We start from the raw sequence: 21,655 nt of genomic DNA, 5'->3' as shown, positions 1-21,655 counted from the left end.
AGCGTTACTGACTAGTAAGCCCGGACCACCCTTTGTACCCCATTATCGATGAGCCGGCACAGTCATAGATAACGCTTAAGGATAATTATGATTACACATGTTGGCATTATCGATCAGGACCCCGTGAGACTGATCACCCCACTTCTCGACCACGGCGTCCCGGCCGATAAAATGATTTTTATCGGGACCGAGGCACAGCAAGAGCAATACAACCGCCTTGCGTCAATATTGCTTCCCCGCAATATCGACGCCGAGTTTTTCATTATCCCGGACTCCATCAATATCACCAGTATTCGCGCTCGCATTATTGAGCTGGCAGAAAAACTCAAAGCCGCCCAAACCGATGTCTGGTTCAACGCCAGTTGTGGCCTGCGTCACCGCCTATTATCCGCTTATGAAGTTTTCCGCACTTACCATTGGCCTATCTATGTGATTGAGCCATTCAGCGATGAAATGTGCTGGCTATACCCAGCGGATCGTGAACAACAACAAGTCGAAGATCGCATTCAACTTACTGATTACCTCACTATCTTCGGTGCCCGTTGTGAACTCCCAGAAAGCCTAGTACCCGAAGAGCTCAACGAGCAACTTTGGGAGCTGGGGCAACGCTGGGCAAGTTCAGCCCTTGAGCTTGGCCCCGGCCTTGCCACCCTCAACTACCTGGCCACCACTTGCCGCAAAGAGCAAAAGCTCGATGTTGAGCTGAGCGAGAAGCAGCAAGGCTACAAAGAACTGGGGATGCTGATCAAGGATCTGGAAGAAACCGGCCTCGCGACCTACCAGGCTGGCACCCTAACCTTCAAGCATGAGGAAGCACGCCGCTTCGCCAATGGCGAATGGCTAGAGAATCTGGTCCACAGCACAGTACGGGCTATCCAGAATGATCTGCCAACCATCCAAGACCACTCGCTGGGTGTTCAGGTCTACCGCCAGATTGGAGATCGCGAGGTTCGTAATGAGCTTGATGTTGCCACAGTGGTAAACAACAAGCTCCATATTATCGAATGTAAAACCAAGGGGATGCGTGACGACGGTGACGACACCTTGTACAAGCTAGAATCGCTGCGAGACCTGCTTGGCGGCCTGCAGGCCCGTGCCATGCTGGTGAGCTTTCGACCTCTTCGTCATCACGATGTGGTGCGCGCCCAGGACCTTGGCCTGGCCATTATCGGCCCGGAGCAGCTCAGCGAGCTGCAAACCCACCTCTACAACTGGTTCAAAGACGCCGGTGGGCAAAGCCACAATATCGCCTAATTGAATTTGGCACTTATCTCAGTGAATTTAGAGGGGGAACATACGTTCTCCCTCTTTTGTTGTGGCGCTGGTATCTTTCTACTGCTGGGCAACAGCACTGTGATTATCAGGGATCAGGACGAACCACGCTGAAGATACTACCAGTGCCCCTCCGCAAATCAGCCAGCTCAGTGAAATGCCATAATGCTCAGAGATAAAGCCAAACAACAATGAAGCAACCACCGCCCCGCAAGTCACTACCAAGGAGCTCACCGACAACATGGTAGACCGATGCTGCGGCTGGGTATTTTCATGGGTCAGCACGCTTTGAGAACTATTGCCCAGAGTAAAAAAGAAGAAAAAAGCCAGATAAGACAAAGTAAAAGAAAGAGTTTCATCACTATTTGCCATGGCTATCAAAACAAGACCGGCTAAGATCCGAGTTGCAAGCATCAACGTTTTATGTGAGCCATTACAAAAAGCCAACAAACGGATAGAGAATAAGGAAGATAAAGCAGACATCAAAAAGTACAGCCCTGCTAAAATGCCAAACAGCGTGATGCTACTCTCATTCGGACCGCTGGTGGTCGTTTGTATTATCGCCATCAGATAAGGCTGCCAAAATGTCTCTACGGCACTTAGCACTGCACCATAAACGATAGTTGTCTGCATCAGCCTCTTGATAACATCATGCGTAAACGCCTCACTTAAAACCTGGACCGAAACACTTAGGTTAGTGGCTTTCACATCAACAGCTTTGTTTTGCTCTTTATTATCGCGGATCAGCACTGCCGTGACAGCAATCAAAAAGGTATTTGCGACAATCACTACCACAAGATTAAGATCATAAATGCTGGCCCACTGTGCACCAGTACTCACCACATAGTCCGGCAGCCAGCCGCCAAGCAGCGAGCCCAAAGCTAAACCAATGGTGACAGACATATTCACATAGGACTGTGCAGTATGAAACGTCAGCTTGCGCTGACGGCATTGCTGGCGACATTGTTGAAAGGCATCATAGAACCAAGCATCAAGCGTGCCAGAGTAAATGGCCCGAGACGCCCCTAGCATAAAGGCTGAGAACAACATCTCTACTAGTTCGGTGACATACAACAGAGCAAAACAACCCAGTATATTGACGATCAACGAACCAAGGTAGGTGGCTTTACGGCCATACCTATCCGCAACACCACCAAGGGGCACTTCCAGTACCGCAGTACTGCCCACCCAAACGGCCATCACCAGACCAATATCCTGTAAGTTAAACCCTCTGGCCTGAAAAAGCAGTATCAACACCGGAATAGTAATACCGACAATCGTCCAGTGTATAAATTGTTGAATGGCATAACGCCATACCAATACTTCCCGTGTCATCTTGCTCCTCCCTGTCCTTTGTTTTTCAAAGAGTCTCATATTGACCCTCCAGAACAACAATGAACAAAAAAGCATCGTATAATGACCATTCATGTATCACCTCACGTGCCCGACAACATGGAAAAAGAAAAGTAAACAATATGGAAGAACAACTGTCCTTCGAGGTATGCCGGATAATCAAAAGGGAGCTCAAAAAGCACGGCATTAACTACAGAGCACTTTCGACCCAATTAGGTATTTCTGATGTGAGCATCAAGCGCCTGCTGAACAACCAGCAGCCTCTTTCCATGCAGAGACTCATTGCTATCTGCCAGCTCATTGATGTACCGCTTTCAAACCTGCTAGTAGAGGCCGAGAAAAACCTGTTTAAAATCCCCCTTTTCACCTCTGAGCAAGATCAGGCATTTTGGGATAACCCTGCCCTATTTACGTTCTGGACAAAACTGACCGAGCACCAAAGCGTTGCTGAGATTACAGCTAAATATCACCTCAATAACGCTTCCGTTCACCTCTATCTAAGGCAGCTGGAAAAAGTAGGGCTAATCACCCTAGGGCTAGCTCATGAAGTAAAGCTGTGTGTCCCGACCCATACCTCATTCGAAAAAGGCTCTAAATTTCCCGAGTTTTTTACCCATCAAGTATTAACCCGGCTTCAAGAGCGAGTCATCGGTATTTCGGCCGACGATGAGGATGCTTTCCTCATTACACTGAAAGCCGATCTCACCAAAGACGAGTTTCAAAAAGTTGTCCATAAGCTAGATGATTGGTTATTTAACCTGCTACGCGAAAGCCAAGACCACCGTGCCCGCCAAGGGCTACAGGTTGCTCCATATACATTTGGTTTTATGGCAGCAAAAGGCGCTTTTCATGACGAGTTACCCGTTATTCCAAACTTGCAGACTCGCAGGCCGTAAGCTTAGCTTAGTCATGGTGCATCCATTGCCCCTTTATGGGGCATTGGCAACAATTTCCAGCCCTATACCACCTTTCACTACCACTGTATAACCCATTGATTATTGGCATTTAAGTTGCTTGCTTACATCATTACGCTTTATTCCAAGGAGTGAACATGATTAAAAAGCGCTTTTTTAAAACCAAAGATGAAGTCGAAGTCACTTTCGAGTGGCCACAAGCAGATAGCATGACCGAAACCGTTGCGGTATCGGGTGACTTTACCCAGTGGCAAGCCACCCCGATGAAACTGAACAAAAAGAAAATCTTTAGCCTGAAACTTCGCTTGCCCAAAGGTGGCCAATATCAATTCCGCTACCTGATCAATGGTTCGACGTGGGAAAATGACCCCGGTGCAGATGACTACATCCATAACGGTTTTGGTAGTGACAACGGCCTGCTATCAACCCACAGCGACCATTAGCCTTACAAAACAAACTCAATAAATACAAAGGGCTATATTGCTTTTAGCCCTTTCATTCCGAACACATCTATTGATTAAAATCAACATTGTCAGCAAAGGGCATTTTTCTACCCGAAACGGGGGGATTTGTACCTTTTGACCATTTGCCGCATCCACAATACTTGAGCTGATCTTTCTCCAAGGACACCCGAATGATTAGCAGTAAGTGGATTGAGCTTTACCAATATATCAAGAAACAGATCACGCAGTTCCCTGATCCTGCCGACGTACTCGCACCGCTCAACGAGCGTCTGCTGTTTTTACAAGTACAGTTTCCCAAGCAACAACAGCAAACAAACTGGGAGAACGAAGACACCCAAGGACATAGCCATGCCGACTGGTTAGAACATGAAGCCTTTACGTTAATCATGAGTGACATCGTGGCTACACACAGGCTTAGCCCAGCCCAGCTGAAATTCCTGTTCGAAACCCTGATGGCCGCCCAGATGTGCCAGCTTGCCATGGTAACCATCAATAACCATAGGCCCCTGCTCAGCGAAGAAGAATTCAAAACCTGCTGCGGGTTGGTCTACCAGCAGTTGGGCGATTACGAAATGGCAAAATCGATGTTCGAAGAGTCGATAGCCCTCAATACCCACAATCCCCTGCTGCACTGCCACCTCGGCTTTAGCCATCTGTATCTGGGTCAAAGTGAGTTGGCCGAAGAGAGCTTCAAGCGCAGTATCACCACCGACCCTGACTTTATCGGCGGCTACCAGAATCTTGCTGGCCTTTATTACCAAGAAGGCAACTTCGCGTTGGCAGCACAATATGCCGAACAGGCCTACAGCAAAGATCATTCGCTGGTTTCTACCTACATCACCGCCACCAGCAGTTACCTGGCGCTGGGGGAGAACGTTCAGGCTGATAAATGGATCACCCGCGCCTTCGAAAATCAGGTTTCATCGATCGAGCTGGTGCGATTGGCTGGCATCTGTGCCCACCAGCAAGGCCGACTGGAAGAAGCGCTTGAAGCGTTGGACCAATACCTAAGCGTACACCCAAGCAATTTCGATGTACTCAACATCCGTGCCCGCATCAAAGCCGAGCTCAAGCTTTTTGACCAGCTCGAGCCTGATCTCAAGCAGCTACTGACCCTCGAACCGCATGAAGAATGGAGCCTCGAGCAACTTTTCCTTTGCTATTTCCATAACGGGCAATGGGCCGAGGCCCAGCACATTATGGTCGAACTCAACAAGCTATCCGGCCATTACAAAGTTACTCACCGAGCGCTCATCAATACCATCAACAAGAAACTGAGCCTCGATATCGTCGAATTAAACTAATACACAGGGAGCAAACGTGAGAGAAAAAACCGAACAAGGCGTTGCCAGTACATCGCGACGCGACTTCCTTAAACTTGGTGGTGTTGCGGCAGCCACTGCCACCGTGGGTGCCGCCGCCGGTGCAGGTTTTGTACTAGGCCGTGACCCAGATGCCAACGTCGGCTGGGGTCGCACCGAAGCGGGCAAAGATATGTATTTCAACCGCGAGCCTTTCCGGGTCGATGTCGCCCCGACAATGGAAGTGGTCAGCGAGCCCGTCCGTCCTGAATGGAGCGACTTCCTGTTCCACCGCACCCGTGCGCTGGGCAAAGAGATGGGCAACGGCTGGGTACCCACTAAGGATTGGCGTGATATCCCCAATGAGCAGGTGCGTGAGTACTACTCCCGCCACCCAGAACGCTGGGACGATATGTACCAGTCATTTGAAGAAAAGGCCAAGCACGACCAGAACATCGAACGACACCGTGACCGCTTTGCCCTCGCTTGGGCCTATTCTGCGGCTTACTTGAAGGGCAATAGCAGCAACTTCCCTCCTAAGCCCAAAGGCCACCCCGATGAGGTCGATTTCCAGTGGGTAAAGCGTGAGCCTCAAGCCTTTAAATCGCCTAAACACGCCTCAGAGCTGATCAAGAAAATGGCGTTCAAGTTCGGCATGAGCATTGTCGGCATCACCAAGCTGGACCCGAGCTTCGTATTCAAAAACACCATGCGCGGTATGCCCGACTGGGACGAGAGCATTCCGAAACACTGGAAGAATGTCATTATCTTCGGTACCCCAATGAACTGGGACCCGATGTATGCTTCTATCGGCTACTCTACCTCCTATGACGGCTATTTCCGCGCCAAGAATGCTTCGGGGCTGATGGCAGCCTTCCTAGGTGAACTGGGTTACGCGGCCCGGCCGCAGTGGCCGGGTTCGGACTATGAGATCGTCGTGCCGCCACTGGCAATTCAGGCCGGTATGGGCGAAGCCGCCCGCAACGGTATCCTGCTGACCCCGGAGCTGGGTCCGAATATCCGCCTTGCCGCCGTGATCACTGATTTGGATCTGGAGCCTGACAAGCCGATCGATACCAAAGTGAAACACTTCTGCGAAGAGTGCAAAATCTGCGCAGATTCCTGCCCGAGCGGCTCGATCAGCAAAGCTGATAAACCCGATGCCGTCGTGCGAGGCTATCGCAAGTTCGACTTCAACCAGGACAGTTGCTGGACCATGTGGCGCCAGGGTCCAACGGAGACCGCCATGGGATGCAGGGTCTGTATCGCGGTATGCCCATATACCCGCAAGAACAACTGGATCCATGCGCTGGTCAAGGAGACCGACCCGCGAGATCCAACCGGCTTGACCCGCAAAACCTTGTTGGCGATGCAGCATAACTTCTTCTATTACCCAGAGGCAGAAGCCTACCACGGCGACTGGAACGGCGGGCGATTTGCAGGCTACCACCAGCCACCGGAGTGGCTACGCAGCGAGGAATACCTCCAGGTCAAGAAGACCTGGGACTATGACGGCAACTGGGAGGGCTTCTGATGTTTCCACAATCAACAATACTGGATCCGTTGTTCTGGATGGCATTCGGCGCTTTGCAGGTACTGGTCTTTGCCGGCGCCAACCAATGGGCCAAGCAATTTAAACTGGGGATGAACTGGTGGAAATGGACACTGGCCGGTACCTGGTGGGCCTCGATCATTCTCACCATTGCCGGGGCATTTACCCTGTTGGGTGAAAACGAGGGCCTTGCCGGTTGGTACTTCCTCGGGTTTGTCGGCACCGGCCTCGTTATCGCAGGGGCAGTCCTGCTAAGAATACTCATCGCCCTGAAGCCGAAGCACTGAGTCGCTAGTTCTGAATACAGCGCTAACCTATTTTGATCACAGTATGATAGGAATAAGCCATGAGGCATCGGATCGATGCCTCATGGCTTTGGAGATATATGGAAAGAAAGACCAAACCTCGGCGTAATAGCCGCTTCGACAAATTTGTGAGTGTTATCTCTATCTTGGCTTTGGCGTTTGCATGGTACCTCGGCGGGCAGCGCACCAACCATTCCCAAACCCAGTTCTTCGACAGTATCCTCGCCAGCGGCGAACAGCTTATCGAAGTGGCTCCCCTGCTCTATCAAATCGTACCGAGTGTTGAGAACAACCCTGCGCCAGAAACCACCCAGGATACGAGCAAGTGGGTCAGCTTCGGCACCGGCGTTGGCTACGGCGGCGAGTTAACCATCGGCGCGGTCTTTTCCCATCAAGGGGAGATAGAAACCATTGCCTTGCTGGGCTCTAAAGAAACAACCTCTTATTTTGACAAAGTGGCCGAGCAGAAACTGCCCGAATCATTACTGTCCCAGAATATCAAAACCGCATTGTCTGTAGATGCGGTATCCGGCGCCACCCTGACTTCGAAGGCCTATACCCAGGCATTGAACCAAGCGGCCGATCCGATCCGGCTGCGGCTATTTGGCTACCAGTTTACCGAGGCCAAGCCCGCGTGGCATTACCTGAAATGGCTTGATGCTGCGGCCCTGCTATTTTTCGTTGCGGCAGTCTGGGTTAACCGCACCCGCTCTGAGCACAAGAGCAAAATGAATGCCGTGCTGCTGGCTGGCTCAACCCTGCTGTTTGGCTTCCACTCCGCGTCACTCTATTCGGCTTCCACCATGGCTGGATTAGTCTCCGGCACCTGGCTCAGTGGTGTCGCCAATTACACGCCATTTATTCTGCTGATGCTGAGCATTGGCTGTATCCTCTACTACAACCGGAACGTGTATTGCCAGAGCCTCTGCCCATTCGGTGCCGTCCAGCAATGCCTGGCCAAGGTCGGCAAAGCCAAAGCGTCACCGATACGCCGTTCACTGTTTATCTGGTTTCCCCGCTTCCTGCTGCTGGCCACCCTCTGTCTGGGGGCTTATTTCCGCAACCCTGCCGCCTTTGTCTACGAGCCCTTCGGCATCGCCTTTGGCATGATCGGCGGTATGTACCTGTTTATCCTAACTGTGATGATCCTCCTAACCTCATTAATCGTCCGCCGTCCTTGGTGCCAAAGTTTGTGTCCGATCAATACCTTAACTGACTTTGTCGTTTTCAATAAGCAGTGGATCAAACAGGCTGCCAAGCCTCGCAAGCGGAAACAAGGCTTGGCCAAACGAACGGCACCAAAACAAATCGCAGCGGAAGACGTACCTACTCGCCATGAACATACTGGAGGCCACCGATGAGGCAGCGTATTTCCCTCGTATTTTATTGCCTGGCTTCTGTTGTCATCATGCTGCAAATCGGTGCCAGCTTCATGGCCCTGAGCAGTGATGCACCTCAGCGCTCGATATTGCACAGTGTGTCACGCCAGACCGAGCCGACGGCCAAGACCACGGAGCTCAACAGCGTACCAAAAGTCGACTTCCGGCAAATGGCTAACGATTTGACGCAAGAAAAATACTAAAGCGAGCAGCAAACACCTCTGCTACGCCGCAGTTTCCATGGAGTGTAAGGGCTTGGCCGAACGCCAAGCGCCTTTTGTAAAGATAGATATGACTAGCAAGTGCATCCCTCTCGAGCGCCTGAACAGAGAAGTGAACCTGATTAATCCCTTTATCAACAGAATTTCAGATCTCTATACCCTAAGGGGTTTAGAGACCGTTTCCAGACCACACCGGCTTAACTTCAGTGCATTGATCTATATCACCGAGGGCCAAGGCGTACATTACGTCGAGCACCAACAGCATCGACTGCGTACCGGATCTATGCTGATACTGGGCAAGAACCAGATCCATGCCTTTGCCAAACAGCGTGCAGTCGATGGCTACGTGCTTTCGTTCGACTGCAGCTTTCTGTCCAGTGGCAATACCGATCCCTACTTCGATCTCTTGCTCACCGCCATGGGCCACATTAATTGCGTCCACCATGTCGATGACGATATCGGGCTACTGTTCAATGCCATGGTCAATGAGTTTGCATCGACCTCTGAATTCAAAGACGAGATCATTCGCAATCTGATCCGGTCCATCATCCTCAAAGCCGTGGTACCCAGCTACCAGCAACAATTGCAATCCATCCAGCGAATTGGCCACAACGACTATTACCGGCTGAAAAAATATATCGACGAGCATTTCCAGCAAAGACCGACAGCAGGGGAAATCGCGCTGGCATTGGGCAAAAGCATCAAGCAGCTGGACAAGCTTGCCAAGGATCACGCCTGCCTCAGTGTCAAAGAGCTCGTCGATGAACGGGTCCTGGTTGAGGCCAAGCGCCTGTTGGCCTTCAGCCAGTATTCGATTTCCGATGTGGCCAACCGGCTCGGTTTCAACGAAGCCACCAATATGACCAAATTCTTCAAGCGCCATACCGATGTCAGTCCCAAGGACTTCAGGCAGCTGTGCAAGATGGGGCTACACCAGAAATAACCGCCGGTTTCACTCGCTGCCGTTGAACTGATTGATAATCAGCTCCCTGAGCCATCTATGGCTGGGATCCGTGTCGAACTGCTTGTTCCACAACAAGAACTGACCGCCGGGGTCTAATTCAATCGGCAGCGGCTTGATCACAATGTCGGCGCTATCAACAAAATCGCGCACACACTCATAAGGGTAAGAGGTCAGCAAATCACTCTTCTCACACAGCTTTACCGCACTGGCAATATCCGACATATTTACCGCGTTGTTTATCTTAAGGCGCTTGGAGTCCAGCACTTCATGCAATAACCAGCTGGTGATCCCCCCGGTCAACACCTGGATATGGCGGTATTTCAAAAAGGTCTCCAGGCTCCACTCCTCCTGCAGCGCAGGGTGTCCTCTGCGCATTACACAAGCGGATGAGTCGCGCATTAGCTCAACATAGCTGAGCGTGTCTGGAATAGTCTGGACATGGGTCTTCGCCCGGCTGTCCCACTCGAAAATCCCGATCCCAAAGTCCACTTCCCGTTTTTGCAGGCGCAGGAGGCTGTTTGCATTCCAGTCGCGGCTGTTTATGGTGATATTCGGCGCTTCGGCTAACGCCGCTGGCAAAAAACGGGGATAAATTGTCGCGTACGCCGTTTCAATCAGATCGATATTGAATGAACGGGTACTGCTCTCCGGCTCGAAGCGGTCGGGATCACTGAGCTGGTCGACCTGCAGCAAGATCTGCTGTAATTTAGCCTCCAAAGAGAGTGCTTTTGGGGTGGGCAACAAGCCTTTCGACTCGCGCTCGAAAAGCTGGTCATCAAACACTTGGCGCAATTTTGTCAGCTGTTTGCTCACTGCAGACTGCGATAAATACAGCTTGTCTGCTGCCCGGCTGACACTGCGCTCTTGCAATAGCACATACAGGCAAATCAACAGATTCATATCATTTTTTAGCAGGCGGGATAGATCGATCATGATATTCCTTTGATTCAGCTGAATAATGAATTTTAATCACTTCTCATCATATCATGAGGTCGCTATAGTCCTTGCAACAATATACTCAGGGCTGCCTGACCGGCCCAAATAGAGACAGATTGGAAAGACAATGACCGAATTCGAGAAAATGCTCGCAGGCAAAGACTTTGACGGCAGCGACCAAGGGATCAATCACATTCGTGACAACGCCGCACAGGTGTTGATGGCGTTAAACCAAACCATTGATGACACCCAGCGCAGTGTTCTCCTCAGCCAACTGATGGGTGACATACCCGATTCAAGCATCGTCCGCTCTCCCTTCCACTGTGAATTCGGTAAAACCATTTATATCGGTGAGAAAACCTTCATCAATATGAATGTCACTATGCTGGACGGTGCCAAGATTACCATTGGCAACAATGTACTCATTGGCCCAAATACCCAGCTCTACTGCGCCAGCCACCCGCTGAACTACCTCGAGCGCCGCCAATGGGCGACCACCTGCAAGCCCATTACCGTCGAAGATGATGTCTGGATTGGCGGCAATGTGGTAATCAACCAAGGTGTCACCATCGGTGCCCGCTCCGTTATTGCCGCCAACTCCGTGGTCAATTCAGACGTGCCACCTGACAGCCTTTACGGTGGTACCCCCGCCAAGCTGATCCGCCGTATTCATGAAAATGAACAAAACTGAAAACCAGCACCCGGAAAACAGACATGAGTAGTGAACACTTCAAAGGAAAATATGAAGTCGAGCTGAAGTACCGTGTGGAATCAAAATCTGATTTTTTACAGGTGCTCAGTTCGCTCCACCATGAAGTTATGCTAGTCGACAACATAGAGACCGATTGGTACTTTGACACGCCCGAGCATTCACTGGCAAGCCAAAACAAGACCGTCGCTATCCGCGAAATGGAGCCATCGGACATCAAGCTCTGGATCGTCAAAGGGCCGGAGGCTGATCGCTGCGAAGCGACCAATATCACTGATGCAAAGGCCGCCAAAAGCATGCTGGCGACCATGGGCTATGAGCCTTACTTGTTAATGAAGAAAGTGCGTAGCATTTACTTTGTCGGTCCGTACCACATTACCCTGGACTTCCTCGATGGTATTGGCCACTTTGCAGAATTTGCCATCATGACCAATGATGAATCGCTTCTTGCAAAATATAAAGGTGAGCTTGAACAGCTGGCCAAGCAGTTTGGGCTGACGTCCAAGGATCTCGAGCATCGCTCGTACCGAACACTTTATCAGTTGCGGTCAACGCTCTAGCTAATAACGTTCATTAGCACTTCAGCTTGAGCTCCACCACATTCCCTTCAGGATCTTGAATATAGATCGAGCGGCCGAACCCTTCAGCGCCATAGCGCTCGGCGAAGCCCTCGCAGGAAATATTGTGTTGGGATAAGTACTCAAGCAGCGCTTGTTCCGAAACAGGCGCTATCTGCAAACAAAAGTGATCGACGTTGCGGCCATCTTGGCTAGGCGGCTTACCGCCTAACTGGCCAAGCTGGCTATCAACGGTTACCAGATCAATCAAGGCACTACCGGCACGCAGTTGTACCAACCCCATCTCCTTGGGCAGCTCGCGCTCCAGCTTTGCACCAAGCACCTGGCAATAAAAATGGAGCATGTCAGGCAGTTTGGTGGTTCTCAGCACCACATGGTCAATCCCTTCGAGTGTTATCATCAGCTATCCCGTTACCCTGTCATTGATACCAACAAGCACGCATAATCAGCATTTATCGCTTGCAATACCCCACTATTACCCAGTTTGGACTAACTTAAAAATTCCAGCGAATCTGGGCAAACAGCAAGGTACTGGCGGTGTCACCAAACAAGCTATTGCCGCTGCCGTCGAAGCGCTGGATAACCCCGAGCAACTGCCAGTCATCCGCCAGCGAATAACTGTTGCTGGCACCGACAAAATACGAGCCATCATCATAGTATGATGCTGACAGAGTCAGGCGGCTAAGGGGGGTAACATCCAAACTGGCATCCGCATAGGCCGTCCAGCGGGTAAAGCTCAAGGTCCTCGCGGTTAGCGGCAGGTTCAAAAAGGCGATGGCATTGCGTGGGGTCTGCGGGTTCGAGATATACAGCACCGCCCCTCGCGCCATCCAGTTGCGCTGGCCGCCAAAGCTGTAATCGGTTTCGAGTGTGGCTACCGCAGAATGCTTGAGCGGCTCACCCTGCCATTCATCCTGATCAGGCTCGAACCAGCTCAATTCTCCCCTGACACCAGCCCCTTGGAGATCGCCGGCAAAGCCAGCCCCGACAACATGATCCCACAGGGATTTTCCGGCCAATACCTGATAGTCCCAGCCATTGTGATTGAACAGATACCGGCCGGCGTAACTGTTCAGGTTGTTATCGGAGTTGGGATTAACAACCACATCGAAAGAACTGGCAAAACCGAGCTTACGGCTGACCATCACCGCATCGCTTCCGGCACGCTCTTCGTAGTCAAAATCATAGATGGAATAGGAATTGAAGATATCGTTCGGGTTCCACAGCGTGGCCATCGCCCAATTGACCCGGAAACGGCCGCCTCGCACCTGCCAGTCATCGCGCTGCCAATTGACATACAGGCGATCAAGCTGGCTATTCCCCACGGCGCCTTTTTTGTCCAGCCAATTTTTCGACAAGTCCATATAGCCGGTATCGATCGCAACCAGATCACCGTAACCGGGGATTTCTGCGGCATCACCAAACAGCAGGCGATTGCGCATCCCGACATTGAACCGCCACTGCCCATTAAACCGATATTCAAAATTGAAGCGCTGATGGATCAGGTGATCAAGGCCATTCGAGCCGTTGTCCGGCAATGTGCCCGTTGCCATGTACTTCACGTATCCGTTGAGATCCCAATCTTTTTCCGGCTCCAAGCCCGGGATCTGGCCACATGCCAGCGGGGATAACAGTCCCCCAGCTGTCAGCAAAAGCCAAACCGGCATTGACAGTCGCGGTTTGCCGACGCTATTTCGATACCTGCTCACTGGCGGCGATCCTCCTTCAGCTTGCCGTCCTCAAACACAATCACCCGCTTGGCCCGCGTGATCACCCGAGGGTCGTGGGTGGAAAAGATAAAGGTGGTCCCTTCCTTTTCATTGAGTTGCTGCATGATATCGAGCAGCTCGGCGGTACTCTGGGCATCGAGGTTGGCGGTCGGCTCATCGGCCATCACAAAACGGGGACGAGGCGCCAGCGCCCTCGCGACGGCGACCCGCTGCTGTTGCCCACCCGAGAGCTTGGCCGGTCGCTTGTGCTGCTGGCTTGCCAACCCCACTTGCGCCAACAGTGCACTGGCCCGCTGGCGGCAGGTGGCATCATCGTGCCCTTGCAACTGCATCACGAACTCGACATTTTCCAGCGCGGTAAGAACCGGCAGCAAGCTGTAGTCCTGGAAAATAAAGCCGACATGGTCGCGGCGAAAAGCAATCAATGCCTTTTCGTCGAGCTGGCAGATATCGCAGCCATCGATATGCACACTCCCCGAGCTTGGACTATCGATCCCCCCGATCATATTGAGCAACGTTGTCTTGCCCGAGCCCGATGGCCCCATGATCGCAACAAACTCACCTTGTTCGACCGTAAGATCGAGATCTTTTACCGCATGTACGGGAAAATCACTGTCAGGGTTATAGGTTTTGCATAACTGCTTTATGGTAATGGTCATCCGTTTCTCGCTATCAGTGCTTTTTCATCAGTGCATCTCAGCCATGGCATCAACCGGGCGCTGCCTGAGGATTTGCCGAGCAGGATAAAGTGCGGCGAGAAGGCTGGCCGCAACGACAGTAAAAAAGATCATTTGGTATTCGGCAAAGGACACATGCGGGTACAGCAAGGTGTCGACCCCAAACGCCCCCAGTCCTTCGGCCATCGCCCCGAGCGGTATCCCGGTGTACTGCAGCAAGCCAATCAAGGAGAAACTGGCAAGCAAGCCAAGACCGGCTCCGGTTACCCCCAGCCACGTAGTCTCTAGCATGATCAGCAAAAACACCCGGTGTTTCTGCATGCCAACAGCCATCAGCACCCCGAACTCACGGGTACGCTCGAAAACCGACATCAGCATGACATTGACGATACCAAAGCCCATTGCCACCACGAAGATACCCAGCATGATGGCATTGCTCAGCCCTTGCTGGTTGATGATCGAAGCCAGCATAGGCTGGACCTGCTGCCAGTCTCGAACCCGGTTGCCCCTCGCCATCGCGGCACTGTCGTCCGTTGCCGCCAGCGCTTTACCCAATCGCCCTGCCTGCACCATGGCCGCCTCATCGCTATCGAGCAAAATGGCGATTTCATGGGCGCCCCCAATACCAGCCAGCGCGGTTAGGTCAGTCCGGCGAACAAATACATTGCCATCATCAAAACTGGTAGAGGGTGTCTTGAACATCCCCCGCACCCGAAAGGCGGCCCCGCTGACATCGCCGTTGGCATCCGTGAAGGTCAGTACGACCTTGGAGCCAATTCGAAGCTTGAGGCGCGAGGCGGTTTTTTCCGACACCAATACCGGGTTCCGTCCTTCTTCGCTCAGCCATTGCCCCTGGGTGATATTATCTACCAGCGGCGTAACCTTTGACTCCGCGTCGAGATCCACGCCATTGATACGGACACCGCGGTTACTGCGCGCTGACGCCACCATACCATCGGCAACAAACCGGGCTGACCACCCTTTGAGCCCGGGTAGCGCCGCCACGGCTTGCTCGACATCGGCCAGTTCAACAATTGTGTGCTTGATGTCGGGATCATCCAGATAGAGCCGGTTGTGAATTTGAATATGGCTGGTTTGCCAAGCAATGGCGTTGTGGATCATGCTGCCGTACATACCAGACAGGAACCCCATCATGGCAACGACCCCCATCAGGCCAAACACCATGGCACCCAGCATGATCGCCGTGCGAAGTTTATTGCGCCAAAGATTACGCCACGCCAGCTTGAACAGCATGTCAGTTCGCATGACCGCCTCCTTTTAGCGCCCTGACCACATCGAGGCGACGGATCCGCCACATCGGATAAATCAGGCAAATGGCCAGCAGCCCCAATACAATCACCATTTGGTTGAGCATCAACACCGGGTCCAGCGACATGGGCAAGATAGGCTCCCAGCCCATCTCCAGCACCAGCTCCGCGGTTTCACCGGTTAGCTCAATCGGGTTGAAATAGAACCAAATTAGCACCGGTAGCGTAATTGCCATACCCATGGCAATCCCCAACCAGCCGATCATCAGTGATTCCAAGCCTAATAAGGCAATTATCTTGCGCTTGAGCATCCCGGTTGCCAGCATAACCCCGAATTCACGTTGCCGCTCCAGCGTCATCATCAACAGGGTCGCAAACAGGCCAAACCCCACAACGCCATAGAGCAGGTACATAATGAAAATCCCCCCGGCTTTATCCATCAGGATCTGCTGGGCCATTTCCGGCGCCAGATCCTGCCAATCCCGGACATTTACCTCGCTGCGGTACGCCTCGCCCAGCAGGTCGACCGTCGGTTGCAGCTGGGCAAGCGGCTTGACATCCATCACCCAGGCCGTCACTTGTTCCCCGGTGCTGTAGAGAGTTTGAGCGAGTGCTATCGGCATGTACACCAGTTGGTTATCCAGTTGGGCAACCGGAAAATCGAGGATACCTTTTATCCGGTACAAACCCGCGGCCGTCTGCCCGCGATACCCCTGTCCATAGAGGATCAGTTCGTCACCGACATCCAAGCCAAAATACCGGGCCAGCCCCTCGCCAACCAGGACTTGCTGATCGTCAGGTGCCAGAAACGCTCCCCGGATCAGGCGGTTTGAAATGCCGGAATAACTATCCTCCGCGACCGTATCGACCCCGAGCACCATCACCCCTTTAGACTTATCCGCGGAGGCAGCCAGGGCAAACGACTCTATCCGCGGCAGGACACGGTTAATATGCACGTTCGCCAATACCGGCTGGAGAAAAGATTCATCCATGACGAGCAAATCATCGATGCTGTGACTTTCGGCAAACTCAGGATGCTGGAGCTGGATCAGCCCGGTATAGAATCGCGCCGCATTTTCAATATTATTGGCATAGGTACCCTCTTGCAGGCTGCGCATAAATAATGAGAGTGCCAATGCCAGCGCCAACGCCGATGCCGTCAGGAGAGTCCGCTTTTTCTGCCGCCAGATGTTGCGCCAAGCTAGTTTCAGTAACATGGTCCTTCCTTGTTAACTGCCCATCAGTCGCGCAGGGCTTTCATCTGGCTTTGGGAGAAAAAGCTCTCTTTGATCGGAAAATTAAACTGGGCCTGATGGGTGATGATCTCGGTTTTGTTGCCCGGCTTATCGGCCGGGAGCATTTCCATTCGCGTCGCAACCTGGCGCCCGCCCATCCACTTCACCTCGTAAGTATTGAGGGTGTTGATCAACTCGTCGAACTCATCGTAAAACTCCACCTTGCGTTGCAGGTAGGTCTGTTGCGAGATCCACAGCCTCACCTTGCTCCAGACAACCGGCGCATTGGGCTTGGCTATCGCATCAATTACCCAGGTCGGGTCATTATCGAAGACGTCTTTGCCAACCATCGCATGGGTATAGTCAACGACAATCGACGACTGGTTGATCAGATCATCATTGGTGAAATCCGACCCCATCCACGACTGGCCGAGCATGGAAGGGGCAATTTTGACCACCCGCTCAATGCTAGGTAGCCAGTTCCACATTTCGCGGTAGCGTTTAAGAGAAGCCGTACCTTTGTCTTTGGCGGGAGCCGTCACCAGCACCAATGACAAATCCAAACCCTTGGTCCAGCTTTTCATGCTCATGGTTCGGGTCCAGTCTGGCCGGACAATGCGCATCGTCGCCTCGCTGTAGCTGGAATCCCCCCGCATCTGCTGATCAGACTTTTTTACAATCGATGTCGCTGACTCCGCCATGGCCCAAGCCGGAATACAGACCAACATTACAAACAGCACCTTCACAAATCGCATCTCTATTCCCCTGTAAACCAAGCCCGCAGCAACTCGTCATCAATCAAAGGCATGCTGCCAGCCTTTGCCGCGACCATCCTTTCCAGTATTTGCTGGGTGGCTTTCACTTCATCCACGACACCGTCAAACAGATCTTGGATATGCTCGGCTTGCAGCATTTTTTGGGTGAGGGCTTCAGAAAAACCGTTGAGCACAGTCACCATCAATCTGGCCGTCACCGCCGGAAAAGGCACATCGAACACCTGCTCTTGAGATCCCTGGCGCAAGATAGCTTCGTAGTAACCGGCGAGCAACGCACTGACCTTTTGCATGAAGTTATGTTTTAGCTGTAGGTTTTCATCCATATTGATGATTTTGACAAAGCCCAGCATGATTGCCTTCTGGCCGATTTCCCATTGGTTAGTACGACGCAGCAAGAGTGCCCACTTGGTCAGGGCACTGAGGTTAGGATCATCTACCAGTCCACCGATCACCTGACGATATTGCGCCAGCATGTCATCGCTCCACGCTTCCAGCACCGCTTGCTTGGAATCGAAATGGTGATAGAACGCCCCTTTGGACACCCCCACATGCTGGATGAGATCGTTGACCGAGGTATTGGCATACCCCTTGGAAAAAAACAGCTCATTGGCCGCGGCGATGAACTCTGCCCGCCGCTCCTGCGGCGACTTGACGACTCTTGACATACCCTGCCCCACACAGACCGACCGACGGTCGGTATGTATTAACTATATGCCCGGTTATCATCGAGCTCAAATAACAAGTTCAAAAATCCATCACTCCTTCTGTTACAAAATTTGTCCCTGAACCCAATTGCCCCACGACGGCATTGCTCACGATGCGTTTGGCACAGGGTAATCACAGTGATTGCAAGAGCAGCGGTTTTCTTTCTGGAGTGGGTGACCTTATCTATACTGATCTCTAGCAGCTATCTACCGACGCGATTGGCTATTCCATCGAAACCACACATCATCTTCTTTTGCTTGCCAGTGTGATCAATGAAGAAGGTGGCAATACAACAATGTCAGGGTAAGTTGTCTGAGAGGTTTACATGACATTCAAACAAGCAAGTATCGCAGCGCTGATGCTATCTACTAGCTCACTCGCTTTTGCTGATATCCGAATTATCGACACCCAAGTAGGTAGCTGGGTGAAAGTCACTGAAAATGGCAAACCGGCTGCCAATGCCAGAGTAAGCGTCAGCAACCCGGCTAACCGTGGGAGAGTTTACAAAACCAATGAACACGGTGAAGTCTATATTCCTTTGTATACCCGCACCTCGAGTACTCTCACCTATTCAATACTAACCGAAGAGTGGAATGAATATACTCGGCGAAGCCTGCATACCAAGAGCTTCGACTAAACAAGTGTTTGTACAACGTATTGCTGCAAACAAAAAGCCAGCTCGCAGGAGCTGGCTTTCATTTTATCTGCTGTCGGGCAGGGCGATTAGTTCTTAAAAAACTCTCTGTAAAGCATATACATATGGGCAGCACTCCAAGAGAAGTTCGTGGCCCCCTGTACCGCACCGGTTTCCGGGTTGTAGTTTTCGCGGATCGCACCGTCTTCAGTCATCCCTTCGGCGTTGGCAAACAGCTCATTGGCCATATGCACCGCCTCGCTGCCATAACCGTATTGCTCCATCGCACGCACACCGAAGTAGAATTGGTCTAGCCATACCCTGCCTCGCCAATAGATGTCAGCATGGTAAGCCGGGTTGGTTTGCGAAGCCGTCGGCAGTGAAATCCCCTCACCTATATACTTTTCAGAAGTGTTGAACTCCTCCGGCTCCATCATGGTCCGTACCACTTTATCCGCCAGCTCCTGGGTCGCGGCACCATTGAACAACGGCCCCCAGCCCTCAGGACCGCGTCCGCGCTCGACAATCGGCTCACCAGCGCAGGCAATGCCGTTTTTCATTACAGGTGCTGGCTTGCCGTCCTGGTCGACATTCAGGTGGATGTCATAGTAGAACTCGGTGTTGGCATCAAACATACAGGTATTGATGTAGTCCTTGATGGCTGCCGCGCCGTCGAGGAACTCCTGGCCGCGCTGTTTGCCGGGAACATTAGCTGACACCAGGGTCGCCATTTGCGCCAAGTACTTATTGTCGGAATACATGTACGACGCTTGGTCTACTGACTCCTGCAGCATCGAGAAGCCCAGCAGCTCATCGTTACGGCCACGGTTCTCGGCGAAGCGCACTTCCCAGTCTTTCTTCGCCGCTTCCACATCACCGCCGTGCTGGACATCGGCGTACGCTTGAAGCTGCTCGGCTGAAATAAAGCCAAAGCGGGCGGCGTTATCCATGCCGGATTCCCAGCCAGCGGCTTCCTGAGCACCCACATGCAGCTCCTGGTAGATCACTTTATCAAGGATGGTGTTGTAGCTATCCACTCCTTTTACTTTGTATTCATTTCCTTTTTGCTCAAGGATATTTTCTTGGCCGACAGCACCTACCAAATCATCATCGGTCTTAACCCACACATACATGTAGCCATCATCGGTATTATGCGCCGGGTCCACTGCCGCACCATACTCCGGCACCCCGTTGCCATTATGGTCTCGGTTGGTCAGCCACCAATCGTGATAAGCCACCAGCTTAGGATACATCTCATCAATCCAGGCCTGGGCATCTGCCGGACGGTCGAACTCGTTTTTAAGCGCGTTATACACTTCCATCACCGACCAAGCCGCCAGGGAAGGTTTGGTATTACGCTCGTTCCAGTTCTCGGAGCCGGCACCACCGCGGTTTTCCGGCAAGGTATACGTGACGACATCAAGCAGGTAGCCTTTGTCCTGCGGCCTGATCGGATCGTCTTCCTGCACCTGGTATTCAAATACCGTGCGGATATTGTCCATGGCCACATCTGGGTTGAAGTGCGCCATGGCGTAAGCCTGTTTCCAGGTATCCCAAGGCCAGGTGAGGTTACCGGAGAACCAACGCGCCGTTACCGATGGCGTCACCGTTGCCTGGTGGACATCACCGGCAGCCGAACGCCAGTTACCGTTCAGGGTCATAATGGCTTTTACGCCAACCCGCGCCTGTTCATCGGTCGCCTGACCGTTGACCATGCCCGATGACAGGTAACCCGCCCAACGCTCATCGGCAGCTATCATGTATGGCTGCGGGTTGTTGAGAATATCCGTTACTTTGCCTGTTTCTTTCGTTACCTCCGCACCGTTGTGCAGGTGGGAATAAGTGGTGTAGATGCTCGCAGTGCCCTTTGCTGACAGCGGCTGGTGGCCAACAGAGGCGTACGAGATTTCGTTTGGCATCACATGTGTTTGGGTGCTGACCGAGCGGGCAATACGGAACTCACTGTCATCATCGTTGCGAATTGCCCAGTTGCCTTTCATGTCACCGAAAGTGATTTTCAGGCCATTATCCGTGGCGTGGATTTGGCGATTGTATTCCGGATACATCTGGTCAACGGTCTGGTTTTCGTAACCCGGTGTCGAGCGCGCTTTTTGCAGCAGCTCACCGTCCCACAACAATTGCAGATCCATGTCCTGACTCGTCAGGTTAGTCAGTTTGGTTTCAACCAACGAGGTTCTATCGGTGACAAAGCGAAGCACCATCTGCACTTCAAGCTTATCGGTTTTCAAGATCTGTACCAGCGCCCCCGGTGTGCTGTAGACCTTAGCTTCGGCTGCGGAAAGATCAATCGTCTCGCCGCTGATGGTATCGGTGATGTGAAGTTTGTCGAAGGTCTGGCCCGACATGAAATGCGCATACTCCTGGGTCACCTGCATGATACCGCCAAAAGAGCCATAGCCTTGTTCGTCTGCCGGTAGCAAGTGACCGTGCCAGGCCCCGTTGTCAACAAACGCGTTAAACTTCAAGTTGCTGTATTCGTCATAATCGCGCAGGTACTCTGGCGCGCCACTTCTGTCGATCACATTGATAAAATCGTTGCTCGGTAACCCGGCTTCTTTTTCTGATTTGCTACTGCTGCTATTACACCCCGCCAATGCCACGACGGAACCAATCAACACGGCTAAACACGTTTTACGAAAAGTCATTAAAAAATCCCCCGAT

At 52.2% G+C, this 21,655-nt stretch carries 22 protein-coding genes; 12 read left to right on the top strand and 10 right to left on the bottom strand.

Annotated features, from left to right (window positions below; genetic code table 11):
* Positions 1-87 precede the first annotated feature (87 nt).
* A complete protein-coding gene (locus C9J03_RS11370; RefSeq protein WP_044623759.1) occupies positions 88-1,254 on the top strand; it encodes a Card1-like endonuclease domain-containing protein in 1,167 nt (388 codons plus the stop codon).
* Positions 1,255-1,332: 78 nt separating this feature from the next.
* Here the strand turns inward: C9J03_RS11370 and C9J03_RS11365 are convergent, their stop codons facing one another.
* Positions 1,333-2,700 (bottom strand): MFS transporter, encoded by a 1,368-nt coding sequence (locus C9J03_RS11365; protein ID WP_249031108.1) that lies wholly within the window; start codon positions 2,698-2,700, stop codon positions 1,333-1,335.
* Between the two features lie 47 nt (positions 2,701-2,747).
* On the opposite strand from C9J03_RS11365, the gene C9J03_RS11360 reads away from it, so the two are divergent.
* The 8 genes from C9J03_RS11360 to C9J03_RS11325 all read left to right on the top strand — a co-directional run bounded on the left by C9J03_RS11360 (position 2,748) and on the right by C9J03_RS11325 (position 9,704).
* A complete protein-coding gene (locus C9J03_RS11360; RefSeq protein WP_044623761.1) occupies positions 2,748-3,521 on the top strand; it encodes a helix-turn-helix domain-containing protein in 774 nt (257 codons plus the stop codon).
* Between the two features lie 155 nt (positions 3,522-3,676).
* Positions 3,677-3,982 (top strand): isoamylase early set domain-containing protein, encoded by a 306-nt coding sequence (locus C9J03_RS11355; RefSeq protein ID WP_044623762.1) that lies wholly within the window; start codon positions 3,677-3,679, stop codon positions 3,980-3,982.
* A gap of 191 nt (positions 3,983-4,173) precedes the next feature.
* A complete protein-coding gene (locus C9J03_RS11350) occupies positions 4,174-5,307 on the top strand; it encodes a tetratricopeptide repeat protein (protein ID WP_044623763.1) in 1,134 nt (377 codons plus the stop codon).
* Between the two features lie 16 nt (positions 5,308-5,323).
* Positions 5,324-6,838 (top strand): reductive dehalogenase, encoded by a 1,515-nt coding sequence (locus C9J03_RS11345; protein ID WP_044623764.1) that lies wholly within the window; start codon positions 5,324-5,326, stop codon positions 6,836-6,838.
* Positions 6,838-7,143 (top strand): hypothetical protein, encoded by a 306-nt coding sequence (locus C9J03_RS11340; protein ID WP_044623765.1) that lies wholly within the window; start codon positions 6,838-6,840, stop codon positions 7,141-7,143. Before C9J03_RS11345 ends, C9J03_RS11340 begins: the two co-directional genes overlap by 1 nt.
* Positions 7,144-7,241: 98 nt before the next feature.
* Positions 7,242-8,522, top strand: coding sequence for an FMN-binding protein (locus C9J03_RS11335; protein WP_044623766.1), 1,281 nt, complete (start codon positions 7,242-7,244; stop codon positions 8,520-8,522).
* Positions 8,519-8,743 carry a hypothetical protein gene (locus C9J03_RS11330; protein ID WP_044623767.1) on the top strand — a complete coding sequence of 75 codons (225 nt, stop codon included), beginning with the start codon at positions 8,519-8,521 and terminating at the stop codon, positions 8,741-8,743. Before C9J03_RS11335 ends, C9J03_RS11330 begins: the two co-directional genes overlap by 4 nt.
* Positions 8,744-8,831: 88 nt before the next feature.
* Complete coding sequence (locus C9J03_RS11325; RefSeq protein WP_044624557.1) at positions 8,832-9,704, top strand: helix-turn-helix transcriptional regulator; 873 nt, start codon at positions 8,832-8,834, stop codon at positions 9,702-9,704.
* Positions 9,705-9,713: 9 nt separating this feature from the next.
* On the opposite strand, the gene C9J03_RS11320 is transcribed toward C9J03_RS11325, so the two are convergent.
* Positions 9,714-10,658, bottom strand: coding sequence for a LysR substrate-binding domain-containing protein (locus C9J03_RS11320; protein ID WP_044623768.1), 945 nt, complete (start codon positions 10,656-10,658; stop codon positions 9,714-9,716).
* Between the two features lie 130 nt (positions 10,659-10,788).
* On the opposite strand from C9J03_RS11320, the gene C9J03_RS11315 reads away from it, so the two are divergent.
* Together C9J03_RS11315 and cyaB are read left to right on the top strand one after the other, a co-directional pair.
* Entirely contained in the window at positions 10,789-11,352 is a 564-nt protein-coding gene (locus C9J03_RS11315) for a sugar O-acetyltransferase (RefSeq protein ID WP_044623769.1), read from the top strand.
* Positions 11,353-11,375: 23 nt separating this feature from the next.
* Entirely contained in the window at positions 11,376-11,930 is a 555-nt protein-coding gene (gene cyaB / locus C9J03_RS11310; RefSeq protein WP_044623770.1) for a class IV adenylate cyclase, read from the top strand.
* Between the two features lie 13 nt (positions 11,931-11,943).
* Here the strand turns inward: cyaB and C9J03_RS11305 are convergent, their stop codons facing one another.
* The 7 genes from C9J03_RS11305 to C9J03_RS11275 all read right to left on the bottom strand — a co-directional run bounded on the left by C9J03_RS11305 (position 11,944) and on the right by C9J03_RS11275 (position 18,299).
* A complete protein-coding gene (locus C9J03_RS11305) occupies positions 11,944-12,348 on the bottom strand; it encodes a VOC family protein (protein ID WP_044623771.1) in 405 nt (134 codons plus the stop codon).
* A 94-nt stretch (positions 12,349-12,442) separates the two neighbouring features.
* Positions 12,443-13,615, bottom strand: coding sequence for a hypothetical protein (locus C9J03_RS11300; protein ID WP_044623772.1), 1,173 nt, complete (start codon positions 13,613-13,615; stop codon positions 12,443-12,445).
* Between the two features lie 38 nt (positions 13,616-13,653).
* Entirely contained in the window at positions 13,654-14,337 is a 684-nt protein-coding gene (locus tag C9J03_RS11295) for an ABC transporter ATP-binding protein (protein ID WP_044623773.1), read from the bottom strand.
* Between the two features lie 27 nt (positions 14,338-14,364).
* Positions 14,365-15,609, bottom strand: a complete 1,245-nt coding sequence (locus tag C9J03_RS11290; RefSeq protein ID WP_044624558.1) for an ABC transporter permease — start codon at positions 15,607-15,609, stop codon at positions 14,365-14,367.
* 1 nt (position 15,610) lies between these two features.
* Positions 15,611-16,840: an ABC transporter permease gene (locus tag C9J03_RS11285; protein WP_044623774.1), complete on the bottom strand. Its 1,230-nt coding sequence runs from the start codon at positions 16,838-16,840 to the stop codon at positions 15,611-15,613.
* A gap of 23 nt (positions 16,841-16,863) precedes the next feature.
* Positions 16,864-17,586, bottom strand: a complete 723-nt coding sequence (locus tag C9J03_RS11280; protein ID WP_420813003.1) for an outer membrane lipoprotein-sorting protein — start codon at positions 17,584-17,586, stop codon at positions 16,864-16,866.
* A 29-nt stretch (positions 17,587-17,615) separates the two neighbouring features.
* On the bottom strand, positions 17,616-18,299 hold the full coding sequence (locus C9J03_RS11275) for a TetR/AcrR family transcriptional regulator (protein WP_052829814.1): 684 nt from the start codon (positions 18,297-18,299) through the stop codon (positions 17,616-17,618).
* Positions 18,300-18,664: 365 nt separating this feature from the next.
* Here C9J03_RS11275 and C9J03_RS11270 point away from each other — a divergent pair, with 365 nt between their 5' ends.
* A complete protein-coding gene (locus tag C9J03_RS11270) occupies positions 18,665-18,976 on the top strand; it encodes a hypothetical protein (protein WP_044623776.1) in 312 nt (103 codons plus the stop codon).
* Between the two features lie 86 nt (positions 18,977-19,062).
* Here C9J03_RS11270 and ygjK read toward each other — a convergent pair whose 3' ends face one another.
* A complete protein-coding gene (gene ygjK, locus C9J03_RS11265; protein WP_044623777.1) occupies positions 19,063-21,639 on the bottom strand; it encodes an alpha-glucosidase in 2,577 nt (858 codons plus the stop codon).
* Positions 21,640-21,655 lie beyond the last annotated feature (16 nt).

It is taken from the genome of Photobacterium gaetbulicola, assembly GCF_003025515.1.
In the GTDB taxonomy this organism is placed as follows: domain Bacteria; phylum Pseudomonadota; class Gammaproteobacteria; order Enterobacterales; family Vibrionaceae; genus Photobacterium; species Photobacterium gaetbulicola.
Note: the sequence above shows the minus strand (reverse complement) of the source record. Positions and strands in the feature narration are given on the sequence as shown.

Bases quoted from the DNA above. Each gene is read 5' to 3' on its own strand.
- cyaB (WP_044623770.1), top strand. From the start codon at position 11,376: ATGAGTAGTGAACACTTCAAAGGAAAATATGAAGTCGAGCTGAAGTAC.
- C9J03_RS11275 (WP_052829814.1), bottom strand. From the start codon at position 18,299: ATGTCAAGAGTCGTCAAGTCGCCGCAGGAGCGGCGGGCAGAGTTCATC.
- ygjK (WP_044623777.1), bottom strand. From the start codon at position 21,639: ATGACTTTTCGTAAAACGTGTTTAGCCGTGTTGATTGGTTCCGTCGTG.
- C9J03_RS11285 (WP_044623774.1), bottom strand. From the start codon at position 16,840: ATGTTACTGAAACTAGCTTGGCGCAACATCTGGCGGCAGAAAAAGCGG.
- C9J03_RS11365 (WP_249031108.1), bottom strand. From the start codon at position 2,700: ATGAATGGTCATTATACGATGCTTTTTTGTTCATTGTTGTTCTGGAGG.
- C9J03_RS11335 (WP_044623766.1), top strand. From the start codon at position 7,242: ATGGAAAGAAAGACCAAACCTCGGCGTAATAGCCGCTTCGACAAATTT.
- C9J03_RS11315 (WP_044623769.1), top strand. From the start codon at position 10,789: ATGACCGAATTCGAGAAAATGCTCGCAGGCAAAGACTTTGACGGCAGC.
- C9J03_RS11340 (WP_044623765.1), top strand. From the start codon at position 6,838: ATGTTTCCACAATCAACAATACTGGATCCGTTGTTCTGGATGGCATTC.
- C9J03_RS11325 (WP_044624557.1), top strand. From the start codon at position 8,832: ATGACTAGCAAGTGCATCCCTCTCGAGCGCCTGAACAGAGAAGTGAAC.
- C9J03_RS11330 (WP_044623767.1), top strand. From the start codon at position 8,519: ATGAGGCAGCGTATTTCCCTCGTATTTTATTGCCTGGCTTCTGTTGTC.
- C9J03_RS11295 (WP_044623773.1), bottom strand. From the start codon at position 14,337: ATGACCATTACCATAAAGCAGTTATGCAAAACCTATAACCCTGACAGT.
- C9J03_RS11355 (WP_044623762.1), top strand. From the start codon at position 3,677: ATGATTAAAAAGCGCTTTTTTAAAACCAAAGATGAAGTCGAAGTCACT.
- C9J03_RS11305 (WP_044623771.1), bottom strand. From the start codon at position 12,348: ATGATAACACTCGAAGGGATTGACCATGTGGTGCTGAGAACCACCAAA.
- C9J03_RS11290 (WP_044624558.1), bottom strand. From the start codon at position 15,609: ATGCTGTTCAAGCTGGCGTGGCGTAATCTTTGGCGCAATAAACTTCGC.
- C9J03_RS11370 (WP_044623759.1), top strand. From the start codon at position 88: ATGATTACACATGTTGGCATTATCGATCAGGACCCCGTGAGACTGATC.
- C9J03_RS11350 (WP_044623763.1), top strand. From the start codon at position 4,174: ATGATTAGCAGTAAGTGGATTGAGCTTTACCAATATATCAAGAAACAG.
- C9J03_RS11300 (WP_044623772.1), bottom strand. From the start codon at position 13,615: ATGCCGGTTTGGCTTTTGCTGACAGCTGGGGGACTGTTATCCCCGCTG.
- C9J03_RS11270 (WP_044623776.1), top strand. From the start codon at position 18,665: ATGACATTCAAACAAGCAAGTATCGCAGCGCTGATGCTATCTACTAGC.
- C9J03_RS11280 (WP_420813003.1), bottom strand. From the start codon at position 17,586: ATGTTGGTCTGTATTCCGGCTTGGGCCATGGCGGAGTCAGCGACATCG.
- C9J03_RS11360 (WP_044623761.1), top strand. From the start codon at position 2,748: ATGGAAGAACAACTGTCCTTCGAGGTATGCCGGATAATCAAAAGGGAG.
- C9J03_RS11320 (WP_044623768.1), bottom strand. From the start codon at position 10,658: ATGATCGATCTATCCCGCCTGCTAAAAAATGATATGAATCTGTTGATT.